General features: G+C 49.3%; 12 protein-coding genes and 1 pseudogene. 3 read left to right on the top strand and 10 right to left on the bottom strand.

The genetic code is table 11. The annotated features are described in order from the left end of the window. Positions 1-72 precede the first annotated feature (72 nt). From yqeH to ACFQ3W_RS15475, 8 genes and pseudogenes are all read right to left on the bottom strand, one after another. Entirely contained in the window at positions 73-1,200 is a 1,128-nt protein-coding gene (gene yqeH / locus ACFQ3W_RS15515) for a ribosome biogenesis GTPase YqeH (RefSeq protein ID WP_379320148.1), read from the bottom strand. Continuing rightward, positions 1,197-1,724 carry a YqeG family HAD IIIA-type phosphatase gene (locus ACFQ3W_RS15510; RefSeq protein ID WP_379320147.1) on the bottom strand — a complete coding sequence of 176 codons (528 nt, stop codon included), beginning with the start codon at positions 1,722-1,724 and terminating at the stop codon, positions 1,197-1,199. Before ACFQ3W_RS15510 ends, yqeH begins: the two co-directional genes overlap by 4 nt. Before the next feature lie 138 nt (positions 1,725-1,862). Next, positions 1,863-4,094, bottom strand: coding sequence for a transglutaminase domain-containing protein (locus ACFQ3W_RS15505; protein WP_379320250.1), 2,232 nt, complete (start codon positions 4,092-4,094; stop codon positions 1,863-1,865). A gap of 5 nt (positions 4,095-4,099) precedes the next feature. Continuing rightward, positions 4,100-5,359: a DUF58 domain-containing protein gene (locus ACFQ3W_RS15500; protein ID WP_379320146.1), complete on the bottom strand. Its 1,260-nt coding sequence runs from the start codon at positions 5,357-5,359 to the stop codon at positions 4,100-4,102. 2 nt (positions 5,360-5,361) lie between these two features. Continuing rightward, a complete protein-coding gene (locus tag ACFQ3W_RS15495) occupies positions 5,362-6,318 on the bottom strand; it encodes an AAA family ATPase (RefSeq protein WP_379320145.1) in 957 nt (318 codons plus the stop codon). 95 nt (positions 6,319-6,413) lie between these two features. Then, positions 6,414-6,764, bottom strand: a complete 351-nt coding sequence (spoVAE, locus tag ACFQ3W_RS15490) for a stage V sporulation protein AE (RefSeq protein WP_379320249.1) — start codon at positions 6,762-6,764, stop codon at positions 6,414-6,416. 150 nt (positions 6,765-6,914) lie between these two features. Next, positions 6,915-6,986 (bottom strand): annotated as a pseudogene (locus ACFQ3W_RS15480) (hypothetical protein); the annotation flags it as partial. A gap of 95 nt (positions 6,987-7,081) precedes the next feature. Then, positions 7,082-7,282 (bottom strand): hypothetical protein, encoded by a 201-nt coding sequence (locus ACFQ3W_RS15475; RefSeq protein WP_379320144.1) that lies wholly within the window; start codon positions 7,280-7,282, stop codon positions 7,082-7,084. 179 nt (positions 7,283-7,461) lie between these two features. Between ACFQ3W_RS15475 and ACFQ3W_RS15470 the strand changes: the two genes are divergently transcribed. Then, the gene (locus ACFQ3W_RS15470; protein WP_379320143.1) at positions 7,462-8,535 is read left to right on the top strand and encodes a M42 family metallopeptidase; all 1,074 of its coding nucleotides are present in this window, start codon (positions 7,462-7,464) and stop codon (positions 8,533-8,535) included. A gap of 97 nt (positions 8,536-8,632) precedes the next feature. Continuing rightward, the gene (locus ACFQ3W_RS15465) at positions 8,633-9,007 is read left to right on the top strand and encodes a hypothetical protein (RefSeq protein WP_379320142.1); all 375 of its coding nucleotides are present in this window, start codon (positions 8,633-8,635) and stop codon (positions 9,005-9,007) included. 97 nt (positions 9,008-9,104) lie between these two features. Here the strand turns inward: ACFQ3W_RS15465 and ACFQ3W_RS15460 are convergent, their stop codons facing one another. Beyond that, a complete protein-coding gene (locus tag ACFQ3W_RS15460; protein WP_379320141.1) occupies positions 9,105-11,144 on the bottom strand; it encodes a beta-galactosidase in 2,040 nt (679 codons plus the stop codon). Positions 11,145-11,272: 128 nt separating this feature from the next. Here ACFQ3W_RS15460 and ACFQ3W_RS15455 point away from each other — a divergent pair, with 128 nt between their 5' ends. Further along, positions 11,273-12,106, top strand: a complete 834-nt coding sequence (locus ACFQ3W_RS15455; RefSeq protein WP_379320140.1) for an AraC family transcriptional regulator — start codon at positions 11,273-11,275, stop codon at positions 12,104-12,106. A gap of 28 nt (positions 12,107-12,134) precedes the next feature. Here the strand turns inward: ACFQ3W_RS15455 and ACFQ3W_RS15450 are convergent, their stop codons facing one another. Continuing rightward, positions 12,135-14,498: a glycoside hydrolase family 95 protein gene (locus tag ACFQ3W_RS15450; protein ID WP_379320139.1), complete on the bottom strand. Its 2,364-nt coding sequence runs from the start codon at positions 14,496-14,498 to the stop codon at positions 12,135-12,137. Positions 14,499-14,592 lie beyond the last annotated feature (94 nt).

The following is a 14,592-nucleotide window of genomic DNA, read 5'->3' as shown; positions in this document are numbered from 1 at the left end:
CTTCTCCCCCTAAATCTCTTCGTAAACAAAGAGATGACCTGGGATGGTCGTTGGCGCTCCCATGAACCGTCCCTAGATCAAGGAAGGGCGAACCATCACTTTAACCCCTTTTGGGACATGCGCCGCGATCACAGCGCCAAAGTCATTGTTGATTTTGATCCAGCCGAGGCCCGAAATGAACAAGTCCTGTTTGCTTCCTTTGTTGATCCGGAACTCATGCCTCGTCCATTCCGGTAGATTGGCCAGATTTTCACGGCTTGGCGGTGCCAGCATCTCCCCGGCATGCTCCGCAAAAAGCTCGTCCGCTCTCTCCAGTTTGGTGCGATGAAGCGGCACTCGTCCACTGACAAAGCAAGTAAAAGATTGACGTTCGCCCTGGATGAAATCAAAACGTCCGAATCCGCCGAAAAAGATGCTTTGTCCCTCATTTAATTGATAGACCGCAGGCTTAAGCGATTTATCCGGCAGAATCACGCCCAAATCTACAGGTGCAACCAGTTCACTATACCGGGATGGATATACAATTCCCGGCGTATCGATGATCGATTTCCCATCATCCAGCGGAATATGTACCATATCGAGTGTTGTCCCCGGATATCGAGAAACGGTAAGCTCTTGATCCAAATCGCTATAATCGTGAATCAGCCGATTAATGAGCGTCGATTTTCCGACATTCGTTGCCCCGACGACATAAACGTCGCGATTTCCCCGGTACTCGGACACCGCTTCAAGCAGCCGGTCAAACCCGCTGCTCTGCTTGGCGCTGCAAAGAATGACATCCTCTACCTTGAGCCCCATCTCCTTGGCTTCCTTCTGAACCCAGTTCCGTACCTTATTCCAGTTCGTAACCTTCGGCAATAGATCGATCTTATTCACAGCGAGCAGCACCGGATTGTTGCCGATAAATCGCTGCAAACTGGAGATCACACTGCCTTGAAAATCAAATAGATCCACGATGTGGATCACAAGCGCTTCCTTACCGCCAATTTGAGCCAACAGCTTCAGGAACTCGTCCTGCTCTACCGTCACCGAAGATGACTCATTATAATTTTTAATGCGGAAACAACGCTGACATATTATCGGTTCTTTCTCTAAGGCTTGCTGAGGAACATAACCCGGTTTGGTTTGTTCCTCCGTTTGCAGCCGTATGCCGCATCCGCTGCATCGTAGAGCGCCATCTGCGCCCTTTACCTCCGTCATTTCTTCTTTTCCTCCTCCAGCCATAAGCCGATTTTACCTAACCGCCGCTTGACGAAACGCTCCAATCTTCGGTTGATACGAGTTCCAAAACCTTCATCACCAATTGATATCGGCAGCACCAAAATGGTGAAAAGCCCCAAGCGGTTCCCGCCGAATACATCGGTCATCATTTGGTCGCCAACGACTATCGTTTCCTTCGGCGCTAGCTTCATCATTTCCATCGCCCGGTGGAAAGCCGACCCCGCCGGTTTTCTCGCCGCGTGAACAAACTCAATATTTAAAGGGTTCGCAAACACAGACACCCTGTCCAAATTATTGTTTGACACAATCACGAGTTTAAACCCGCATTTTTTCACCTTCTCAAACCATTCGACCAGTTCGGGGGTGGCAGACGGCGCCTTTGCCCCGACAAGGGTGTTGTCCAGATCGGTAATAATCCCCCGGTACCCTTTGGCGTAGAGCCCTTCCAGGTCGATTTCGAATACGCTGTCCACACGCATATTCGGCATAAATTTCTCAAACAAATACGTTCACCTCGGTTTCATACGACAAACTATACCATAATCTTTCCCCGACTTCCTTATATTTTAAAAAAGAAAACATCCCCCGTGCAAGCACGAAGGAAGTTTTGTCGTCAAATAGATGCTGATTACATCAGCGATTTAACCTTTGGTTGTCCTCTGCCGGCTTAGCTTCACTAATTGATTAGACAATTGCTGAACCTTTCGCCATTCGTGCGTTGATATCGCAGCCGGACTGTAGCTCGCCTTCTCAAAGGTGGCAAGCAGCTCGCTCAGCGCATCCTTCAGCTGCGGTCGTTCCTCTTTCCAACGGCTAAACGCCTCACGCAGTGTTTCCTGATCGCTTCGCTGGAGCCCTTTCCGCCGCAGCCTTCTTACCGCTCGCAGCGTGCCGAAAACAGTTTTCTCTCCCGGCGTTAAAGCATGGCCCAAACGGATTCGGAGCCAGATGAAGTATAGTTCATTTCTGAACTGATAAAGCAGCCATGCCAGCAGCACACCCGCTGCAACGGCAGATATCCTGCGCAATATGACAGGATCTATACTTGATAGGAAGCCCTCCTCTTGTTTGACGGTCTGTGTCTCTTCAGGCGTTTCAGGCGCCATTGTCTCCGTACTTTCTTCCTCTGTGTACAAAATCGGTGCGTCGAATCCGGGAGTCGCCTCAAAGGGAACCCATCCGTAATCTCCAAAATACAGCTCCGCCCAAGAGTGAGCATCAGCGTTGCTGACCCGGTATTCCCCGCTCATTCCGGGATTTCTCATCATCATAGCCTCATTATTAGGCTGGCTACCGGGAGCATACCCCTTTACCCATCTCGCGGGAATTCCGAGCGAGCGGGCCATGACTACCATCGAAGTTGAGTAATAATCGCAGTACCCCTGTTTGATTTCGAAGAGAAAGCTGTCTACGAAATCATCGCTCTTTTTCTTGGACAGATCCGGCTTGTTTGTATACTCGTAATTTACACTTAAATAGCTTTGCAGGAGCTCCATTTTTTGATAAGGAGTTTTGCCCTCGGCAGTAATCTGTTTCGCGAGATCCTTCACACGCTGTGGAAGATCGCTTGGGAGCTGCAAGTAATCTTTATCGGGATCATCCTTGTATAGCGTTTCGTAGCTGGCCTGCCGCAGCTTCTCGATCGGGTAAACGGGAATATCCGCTACCACCTTATACTTTTGCGGATAATCAGGCTGTTTGCTGTTCCTTTTGTACCCGTTCCAGAACATCTCAGCCTCTCGGGAAGTCCAGCGCATATCCGGCGTCTCCTGCCGCTCGTCCAGCAGTTCCACACTTTTAATCGAATAGCCTCCAAATAAAACAGGGTAGGTGTTGTTGGTATTCATCGTAACAATTTGTTCGACTTCTCTCTTCTCGACCTTCCCTGGCTGCTCAATTTCTAGCGGCTCACTGGTTGCAGCTCCTTTGTAACGCTTTGTCTCTCGCGGTTCTTCATCCAGATCAGCCCATCCCTTCCCGGAATAAATCCGGCGCGTCTCTCCGCGCCAATAGGATCTTACAGACGACTGAACCGTCATGACCGGGGTATAGCTGAATTCAAAACCGTTTCCTAGCTTTCTATCATCCCGACTGTAACCGGAGAGCACTTCCTCCTGCACTGATGAGGTAGGAACAGCTTTTTTCGCAGCCTTTGATTTTGCCGTCCCTCCGCTGCCCCCTTGCCCCTCCGACCGGTTCTTCCAAGCCGTATATGGATCGGTCAAGATAGGAGAAACAGACGGCATGCTAATCCCAATAAGTAGAACACAAGTAAAAATCAACAAAATATTGGCGGCGATTTTCAATGGCTTCCGCCGAAGACGCTGCCATCCCTGCGGATATTTTCGCCGATATTCGTATAAATGATAGCACACGAGCCAGCCAAGGCCGGCGAACACAATCCAAGCTACGTTTGACCATAAATAATAGGAAGTAAAAGAATCTATAATTGCAAAAGCGATTAGATTTATAGCTATAAAAAACAAAATCCATCTACGGTTGACGATGAGTCGTGTCACTATTTCCAGAAGCGCCCAAGCCGCGAGCGAAAACCATATATAAGGCGTAAAGGAAAGCACCATACCGCGAAGCTGATCCGGAAATAACGGACCTGTCGGCACGTACACTCCATAAGATGTTAACACCAGCCGCCAAACTCCAAAAATGTATACTATTTTCACGGTCCATTTCCATGCGGCTTTAAGCGGCAGCAGTACCTCAATCAAGGCGATGCCAATAATGGTAATGGTCACTAACGATGTCGTACTGGAGAACCATAGAGGTTCCGTAAAATCAATCCACTGTAACGCGATCAGCACAAGCCATATCATGGATAACAGGCGGTATGCGAAAAATTTTCGGGCGGTTCCCATTTCCGTCACAGCTTCGCACCTCCTATCACAGCCGGAAGATCACGAAGTGAGGAAACGTAAACTCCCCGTAGGCCCTTTTCCTGGAGCGATGCCTGCCAAGTCGGTCGTTCGCCGCCATTTGAAGCAGTTAAGGCTTCTTGCCCGATTCGGATATAGTATGGGGTCATTTGGCGAGTTTTGGCCCAGTTAAGTATGGTCAGGGCCTTCTCGTCTGCCACCGGACTAATCAGAATAAAGAATACCCCGGGTGGGAATCCCTCCTTCTGGGTTTCCAGTTTATCCCTGTGATTTCCGTATCCATCAGCATCGATATCTACGAGATAATGGATCATGCGCTGACGGTCCAAATATCCTTCTGCCGGGGCAAATAAGCGCATCGTTTTTCCCATCGTGCAGAGTCCCATGCTGATTCGCTCCCGCGCTCCATACTCGAGCAGAGATGCGACGGTGGACACGGCTAATTCAAACTGATTTGGCGTTAGATAACTGGAGGTGTGGGCATCCAGCACCAGCATCGTTTTCGGCAGCGATTCATGCTCAAACTCTTTAGATTTCCACGTTCCCGTCTTGGCGGTAGCGTTCCAGTGAATCCGCGAAATCCGGTCGCCGTAAACATAATCGCGAACACCGTTAATTTGCGTGGACTCCCTGCGGGATAGCGTTACGGCCGTTTCCGGCCCCGCTAACGGAGAATTACGGCTGTACAGCTCCCAATGCGGAATGAACACAGTCCGGGGGACAATTCGAAATTCCCCACCGGTATGAAACGAACTCGAGTGCTCCATTAATCCGAAAATATCCTCTGCAAAGCAGGTCGTATCGGCAAAAATATACGTTCCTCGCTCCAAAGGCGGTGTCTTGTAGATTAGCTCCGCTTGACCACGTGTATAGGGAACGACACTGTCTTCAAAAGCCCAGGAATCTCCGTTGTGCCGGCGCAGAACTTCACGGACTACAAGATAAGGAATCGGCATAAACCCGGGAAGCTGGAGTCTTAGCTTTACTAATACCTGCTCTCCCGCTTGCAGGAATCCTCCCCGCTCAATTCCGAGCGCTAAGCTTCTTGTCGCCTTGATTCGCTTGACCCCACCCAGACCACCAATCATCCAATACAAGGCCAGAACAGAGATCATCATAAATAACATAATCGACGTCTTTCCGCCTTGGAACAGAACGTATAACAAGCATATGAACCATACGGAAAACACCATCCAAAATCTACGGGAAGCAAGTCCTGTCTTTACTCCTGACAAGAGCGCACGCATGGTTACCGTCCCGCGGCTACCGGCACGTGGACCTGCCGTAAAATTTGCTGAAGCACCAGGCCAGCATTGGTCTGACCCAGTCGGGATTCCGGGCGCAGCAAGATACGGTGGCCAAGCACAAATGGCGACAACGTCTTAATGTCATCAGGCAGAACGTAATCGCGGCCCTGGACAAAAGCAAAAGCTTTGGCCGCCATCATAAACGCCAGGGATGCCCGTGGGGATGCGCCAAGAACGATGTCTTGATGCTCCCGGGTCCGGCGAACAATCTCCAGTAAGTAGTCAGTTAAAGCTTCATTTATATAGACGTCGCGAATCTCTTGCTGGATCGCATAAACCTCTTCCATTGTCGTAACCGGCTTCAATTGATCCACGGGTTGCCCCTGGCTGTGGGTTTGAAGCATCGACTTCTCGGTGGAAGCATCGGGATACCCAAGCTTAATTTTCATCATAAACCGGTCTAGCTGTGCTTCCGGGAGCGTATACGTTCCTTCAAAATCAATCGGATTTTGCGTAGCGCAGAGCATGAACGGATTTGGCAGCTCATATGTAAAGCCATCGGCGGTTACACAGCGCTCCTCCATGACTTCAAGCAGGGCGGATTGCGTTTTGGTGGTCGCCCGGTTGATTTCATCTGCCAGCAAAATATTCGTCATTACCGGGCCCGGTCGAAACACGAACCGCTCCTCGTGCGGATGAAATACCGATACCCCAGTAATGTCGCTCGGTAATATATCCGGATTGCACTGAATACGCCGATAGTCACCGCTCATCGATTTAGCCAAAGCTTTTATGAGCTGAGTTTTTCCCGTACCCGGCACGTCTTCGATCAGCACATGGCCGCCGGCCAGCAATGCGGAGAGCAGAAGATTGATTTCAAATGATTTTCCCAAAATACACGATTCCAAGTTGTTTTTTACGGCAGTCAAAGTTCGTATCGATTGCTCCTGAACGGGCACGTGTTTTCCCTCCCAAAAATACCTGTATATATCTTCCTATTGTACATGAAGATAGATAGGGAGTACACTCGTAAGCCCATAAAGTTCAATGATTGTTACCCTTTAGGCCGTACGATAAGGGCGGCAAGGAACGAGAAGATGATCGCCGCAGAAATACCTGCGCTCGTCACACTAAACATACCGGTAATTACACCGATCCATCCATCCCGCTGCAGTTCGGTGAGCGCTCCGTGAACAAGTGAATTACCAAAGCTGGTGATGGGAACGGAAGCTCCTGCTCCAGCAAATTTCACGAGCGGGTCATACCAGCCTACTGCATCCATAACAGCTCCGATGACGACAAGTGTACTCATCGTGTGAGCCGGTGTTAATTTGAGCACATCAAGCATCAATTGTCCGACAACGCATATTAACCCACCTATTACAAAAGCCCAAACATAGATCATGATCTGCTTTCCTCCTTTTCCAGAGCAACCGCGTGGGCAATGCAAGGAATGCTCTCTCCCTGCTGGTAGGACAACGGTGAGAGTAACGCGCCCATGATTGTCATATATAAAATCAAAATCCGAAGCTAGCGGCCCGGCTACTTCCTCGGGTCCAACAACGGTTGCCTCCCCCGTTATAGCCGGTTTGGAGGGGAATTCCCAGATCTGCCCGCCGATCAGCATCCTAATGAACTCCTCCCAAGCCGAATATCACATGAATTACACCAATGACGGTAGCATCCCCCTTTCTTACTCTTCATAAGCTGCTTGCAGATTCATTATTTGTCATTTTGGTGCCAGTTATGTTGGTAAATCATCCATATCTTCGCTAACACAAAAAAACCGTCTGGAATACTCCAGCCGGGTAAACGTCCTTGCCAATTTAAGGTTTCAATCAGAGATATTGAAGAATAATGACCAGTAGAATAAAAAGAAGACAAATCACCAACCAGTCCTTGGAATATCGTTCCATTATACACGGCCTCCTCGATCGCCCATAGCTGCAACTTTGCTGCAGTATACGCCGCTTTGCCATTGCCTGTGCATGTCCTGCCTTCGAATAGGCGGAGCGGAAAAGGCACATGGACAATTGAAAAAAGGTAGTCCATACTAAATAATGTATGTTTACTAACGAACAACAAGAAAAGGAGAGAAAGAAATGAATGAAAAAACGTTGGGGCTGTTTAAACAGCTGACTGAATTTCCTGCAGCGCCCGGATTTGAACGGGACCTTCGCGCTTTCGTTAAGGACAAATTATCAGCTTATACACAGGAATTTGTACAAGATCGCCTAGGAGGTCTGTTTGGAGTTCTGCGCGGAGATGAGGAAGGCCCGCGGATCATGGTGGCCGGGCATTTTGATGAAGTCGGGTTCATGACGACCGGCATCAGCGACAATGGCATGGTATCTTTTCAGCCGCTTGGAGGCTGGTGGAGTCAGGCCGTATTGGCGCAACGACTGCAGATTATAGCCCCAAAGGGAAAAATCATCGGGGTTGTCGGATCGATTCCAACCCATTTGCTGGATGAGTCCCAGCGCAATAAACCGGTTGATATCAAAACAATGTATCTCGATATCGGTGCGGACAGCCGTGAAGAAGCTGAAGCAGCCGGCGTTCGTCCTGGCCAGCAGATTTTGCCGATTTGCGAGTTTACACCACTCGTCAATCCGAAGAAAATAATGGCCAAAGCTTGGGACAACCGTTACGGTGTGGGTCTAGCTATTGAAATGATGGAGGCTTTACACGGAGAAAAGCTCCCCAATGTCGTTTACGCCGGAGCCAACGTACAGGAGGAGCTTGGACTTAGAGGCGCACGGACGGCTGCTAATTTAATCAAGCCGGACATTTTCTTCGGCCTGGATGCCAGCGCAGCCAATGACATGACCGGGGACAAACGGGCCTTCGGTCAGCTTGGCGGAGGAGCGCTTCTCCGTATTTTCGACCCTACGATGCTGACGCACCGGGGCATGGTTGAATATATTCAAGATACTGCGGATACGCATAAAATCAAATATCAGTATTTTGTTTCCCCGGGAGGAACAGATGCCGGTCAAGTACATTTAAGCGGCATTGGTGTGCCTTCCGCCGTCATCGGGATTTGTTCGCGTTACATACACACCTCGTCCTCAATCATTCATACGGACGATTACGAAGCAGCAAAGGAATTGTTGATCCGTCTCGTGCGCGGTCTCGACCGTACGACGCTGAACACAATCTTGGAGCATAGCTGATAAAGAAAAAACCAACTTTTTAACCGGTGTATCTATCTTATACCATTTCTTGATGTTGCTAATAAACTATATCAATCTCAGAAAAGGAGTGATATAGTTGGCAAACAGCGATGTACGTCTGGCTCTATGGTCCGGTAACAATTTTTCCGTTCGCCGCATTCTTTTCAGACGTGGAGGTGTCGCAGTTCGAGACCTTGGAGCATTTCGGTTCAACAACGTTCTGTCGAGCTTCCGTCTCAGAAATGTGGTACAGAGCTCTCAAGTAACGCTCGTACTGTTTTCACAAATTAATTTCCAGGGGTCATTCCGCGTGTTCCGCGGCAGCCAAAACGTAGCGAACTTAAGTAATTTTAACTTTAACAATGTGACATCTTCGTTAATCTTGGTAGGTCGCAACCTTACAAACTCCGAAATTTCCCAAATTCAAAGTACGGGCAGACCGCCTCAAGACGTACTTGTAATAAGACAATAGCTTCAAAAAAGGGTGCCTTTGGCACCTTTTTTTGATTACATAGAAAAACCGCATGCTTCCTCGAAGGGAGCATGCGGTTTAGTTCAATTTTACAGAATTAATTCCCAGTGTTGTTGCTCTCCAAAATAACGACCCCGCGGCCCGGTACGGTTACTGTACCGGAGACGGTCGTATCTGCAAGCAGATCCTTCTTCTCTTCCGAGCCAATTTGTACTTCAGAGGCTTCTGCGTTATGGTTCAGCAGGAACAAAAATGATTTTTCGTCCTTCACCCGACGAGCCACCTCTACACCTGCTGGCGCACCGAGCAGTGGTTTGATTCCCTTCTCTTCACACAGATTCGAGAGGAAGCCTTGAAGGAAGGAAGCCTCCGGGCTGCTGGCCACATAATACGCCCGGCCGGAACCAAAGTGGTTGACGGTTAGAACCGGCATACCTTCGTAGAAATCGGAGCCGTATTCGGCCAGCACCTCGGCACCTTCGGCATGAATGAGATCGCACAGCAAGCCGCATTCATACTGGCCTTTCAGTTCACCCCAAGCCTGCTTCATCACAACCTGGTTTTTCTGGCCCGGGAACAAGGCATCGATTTCCTCAGCCCATATGCCCATCACAGACCGCAGCTCGCCAGGATATCCGCCTGTAGTGACGAGATCGTTCTCGTTGACGAGTCCACTGAAGAAGGTCGTGACGAAAGTACCGCCGTCAGACACAAATTGCTCTACTTTTTTGGCAAAGCCTGATTTAACCATGTACATCACCGGAGCGATGACGATGTCGTATTTGCTCAAATCTTCTTCCACGGATACCATATCGGTTTCAACATGCATTTGGAACAAGGCGTCGTAATATTTGTGTACTTCATTCACATAATTGAGCGCCACGGTAGGGCCGCTTGACAATTCCGTAGCCCAGCGATTCTCCCAATCGTAAATGATCGCGACTTTCGCTTCGGTTCGTGCATCCAGCAGCTTATCGCCTAGTTGTTCCAGCTCGCGGCCAAGCTCGGCACATTCTCTAAATACACGGGTATGCTCGTGTCCTACATGCTCAATGACAGCGCCATGGTATTTTTCACAAGCTCCGATAGAACGGCGAAGCTGGAAGAACATAACCGTATCGGCCCCCCGGGCAACAGCCTGGTAGCTCCAAAGACGCATTACACCTGGACGCTTCAGGGAGTTGTAAGCCTGCCAATTTTGTTGGCTTGGTGTTTGCTCCATCAGCATAAACGGATCTCCGCTTTTGAGTCCACGCATCAAATCATGCGTCATGGCCGTGAAGCTGACAGGCGTATCCAGGGAAGGATAGTTATCCCAGGAGACGATATCCATATATTTAGCCCACTCAAAATAGTTTAACTCAGGGTAAAAGCCCATCAAGTTCGTAGTTACCGGAATATGAGGCGTATGCTTTTTGAGTTCATCATATTCAAGCTTGTAGCAATCCAGTAAAGATTGGGACATGAAACGACGATAATCTATAGAAATGCCTTGGAAATTGGTACGAGTTCCGCCCCACTCCTCGCTCAGCTCGCTTGGTGGCACAATTTCTTCCCAATCGTAGAAGGTGTGGCCCCAAAAGCGGGTGTTCCATGCCCGGTTCAATTGATCAAGAGTTCCGTACCGCTGTTTCAGCCATACGCGGAAGGCTGCAGCGCAGTGTTCACAGTAGCAGTATCCGCCGTACTCATTGGAGATGTGCCAGATCAGCAGCCCCGGATGGTCCTTGTAGCGTTCAGCGAGTTTGCCGGCCATTCTAGCGGAATACTTGCGATAGGTCGGTGAATTCGGACAGGAATTGTGACGACCGCCGAACTTCCGTTTACGTCCTTGAGCATCTACGCGAAGCACGTCCGGATACTTACGGGCCATCCAAGCCGGATGAGCTCCAGTGCTTGTAGCCAAGCATACATAGACCCCGCTTTTATATAGGCGGTCGATCGTCTCATCAAGCACACTGAAATCGTAGGTTTCCTCATCAGGCTGATTCATAGCCCAGGAGAATACGTTCACTGTCGCAACATCGATGCCGGCCAGCTTGAACATACGCTCGTCTTCTTTCCATACCTCCGACTCCCATTGTTCAGGGTTGTAATCTCCGCCGTACCATATTTTAGGTAACTTTTCATTAATCACTGTGAGCACATCCTTTTTAACAATATAAGTATATAACCATTGTAAGGTGAATTTTCTTAGCTTTATATATAATAATATTGTTTTGACATATAATAATATGGAACTCAAATGAAGGAGATATTTATTAAATGAGCACACGGGCATTTACCCGATTTGTTTTCTCCCCATCAGTAAACCTGGATCTCCCTTTAATGGTAGAAAGCATCGGCTACAATCCGAAACAAGAAAGAATTACCCGTCCCAATGGATACCCTTATTACCACTGGCTGCAAACCGAAGAGGGCGAAGGGAAATTAACCTATGGGACGGAAACGGTGCTGCTGTCTCAAGGCTCAGGAGTCTTGCTCCCACCAGGGATGTCCCATGCTTATGAGGCCGTGCGGAGCTCGGGTTGGGAAACATATTATTTAACGTTTGGCGGAGCAGCAGCAGCTCCTATCCTTATCGCATATGATATTCAGGCGCCCTCTGTTTTCCGATGGGATACCGAGGCTCCGGTCGCCCCGATGCTCGGCGAAATGTTAAAGAAGGTCAGCAGTGGGATGGACCTGTTCGGCCTCGAAACTTCAACAGATGCTTACCGATTTCTTGGTATACTTAGTAAATTTGGACAAGCCAGCAATATGTCGGTTTCCAAAAATATGCAGAAGCTCACTCCCCTGCTTCAATGGATGGAGCAAGAGTACGGCAACCCCGACATCGGTCTGGACAACTTAGCCGATGTCCTTGGAATGTCGGGGCGCCATTTAAGCAAGCTATTTCAGCAAACATTCGGCCTTGCTCCTTATGCTTACCTCACACAGATGCGCATTCACAAAGCGAAGGAGCAATTGGCCGATGAGCCGGGTATTACCGTCTCCACCATCGCCGGACAAACCGGATTCCGCGATGCCAGTCATTTTGTCGCTACTTTTCGTAAACATACAGGAATGACTCCACAGCAGTTTCGCCGCCTGCACTAGAAATTTCTTTTTACCACAAAAGCAAAGATTATACCTTTGAGATCAAGTAAGACTTGTTCGACTCAGTCCAGAATCGTTCACCGGCAGTGGCAAATTTGCCGTCAGGGAGCTGAATCCGGAAAGAGCCAGGTCCTCTGACAGTGCACCACCCCTCCTTGGAGGAAGTTATGCAGCCCGAGCTTATGCTCTCGTCCTCCCAAGCGATGCTGATCGTGAACCCTCCGCGTGCCCTTAATCCGCGTATATGTCCAGAGGACCACGCTTTAGGCAAAGCCGGGAGCAGATCCAGGCCATCCATATGGCTCTGAACGATCATCTCCGCTATGCCCGCCGTTCCACCAAAATTACCGTCAATTTGGAACGGTGGATGATCATCAAACAAATTCGGGTACGTAGAGCGGGATAACAGCGTTTGTACAAAGCGGTAGGACGAATCTCCGTCACCCAGCCGCGCATATAAATTGATCAGCCAAGCACAGCTCCAGCCGGTGTGGCCCCCGCCGTTTTTAATCCGGTACTCCAGAGATTTTTTGGCCGCTTCAGCCAGTTCTGGGGTGTTTCTTATAGTGATAGCATTGCCAGGGTAAAGACCATACAAGTGCGATACATGGCGATGCCCCGGCTCCGATTCCGCAAAGTTTTCGCTCCACTCTTGCAATCTGCCGTCCGGTCCAATTTGGGGCCGGGCCATCCGCGATGCTGCATCCTCCAGCTGCTTACGCCATTCCTCGTCAATATTAAGAATTTCCGCCGCTTGGATCGTATGATCAAACAACTCGCGAATGAGGAACAAATCCATCGTTGACCCGGCGGATACACTGCAGGGCTCCCCTTCCGGTGTGAGGAACTTATTTTCCGGCGTAGTGGATGGTGCCGTCACAAGCTTGCCGTCCGGACCAGGAACGAGCCAGTCGAAGCAAAATTCAGAGGCTCCCTTCAGTAAGGGGTAGGCGGTTTCTTTCAGGAAAGCTTCATCGAGCTCATAGAGGTAATGCTCCCAAAGATGCCGACAAAGCCATACCCCGCCCATTGGCCAAAACGCCCAGCTAGGGTTCCCGTCAGTCGGCACGGATTGGCGCCACAAATCAACGTTGTGGTGTGCAGTCCAGCCACGACAACCGTAATGAATTTTGGCAGTTCTGGCGCCTGTCTCACTTAAATCCTTAATCATCTCAAAGAGGGGCTCATGACATTCACTCAAATTGGCTACCTCGGCATGCCAATAATTCATCTGTGTGTTGATATTGGTCGTATAATCGCTATTCCACGGGGGCTGCACCAAAGGGTTCCATATGCCCTGCAGATTGGCCGGCTGCGTCCCCGGTCTGGAGGAGGCCATCAGTAAATAGCGGCCATATTGAAAATATAGAGCTTCAAGCCCTCCATCATTTGCTCCCGAGCGATATGCTTCAAGCCGCTCATCGGTAGGCAATTCAGCTCTCTTCGAGCAGCCCAACTGCAAATCTACACGCTTAAACAAACGGCTATGATCTTCTATATGTCTAGTTCGGAGTAACTCATATCCAAATATTCCTGCCGCAGAAAGTGTTAATTCGCATTTTTCGTTCATGGTTTGCTGCTGGGCTTGAGGCATCACGTTATATCCGAAGAAATTCGTTGCAGCAGCAAAAAGAAGAGTTACCTCATGTGCCCCAGAAACCGATAGCTTTCCTGATTCATCTGCATGAACGTCCCCACAATCAGTGAACGCTTGCACATGTGCCTCGAATTCCAAGCCCAAGCCCTCTTCATACAGAACGGACTGAGGATGATTACCTAGATAATTGTCCGCCGTGTGGGTTGGACATTGTCCATGCAACACGATACCGGATGTACCTTTTCCTTCCACTCTATACTTCTGAAGCGAATCCAAAGTGACAGTGATGTCGAGCGCTTTTTCACCCATTGCGCTGATATGAACGACCATGACCTGATCCACGGCACTAACAAAAACTTCTCGCCGATAGGCCGAATCCCCAATTTGGTAGGACACGGCAGCTATGCCGGACTCTAAATCCAGCTCACGGCGGTACTGCGATACTTCTCCGGCAGCCCTCTGTTCTATGATCAAGTTGCCTAGAGGCTGGTAAGATTCCACTCCCCTGCCTAACATTTTAGATTCAATCAACGTTTCAGCTTCTTTGTATTTCCCGGAAAATATGAGTTCACGAGCGGTTTTTAAATACCGGATGGCATCATAGTTTTGCGTATCACGTGGAAAACCCGACCAAAGCGTGTCCTCGTTCAAAGCAATGACTTCACCAAGCACCCCTCCGTAAATCATACCCCCAATTCTCCCGTTACCGACTGGCAAAGCTTCCTCCCATCGGGACGCGGGCTGGTTATACCATAGCCTCCATACTGATTCGTCTGAATGTTTCAGAGCATTCACCTTCTTTACTTTTTCTAGTAATGGTCTTATATCTATTTACCATTGATAATATTACTTCACGCTGGAAAAGTCAGCGATAACTGTCCAAACTTGC

The organism is Paenibacillus puldeungensis, from assembly GCF_042678945.1.
Classification (GTDB): Bacteria; Bacillota; Bacilli; order Paenibacillales; family Paenibacillaceae; genus Fontibacillus; species Fontibacillus puldeungensis.
Note: the sequence above shows the minus strand (reverse complement) of the source record. Positions and strands in the feature narration are given on the sequence as shown.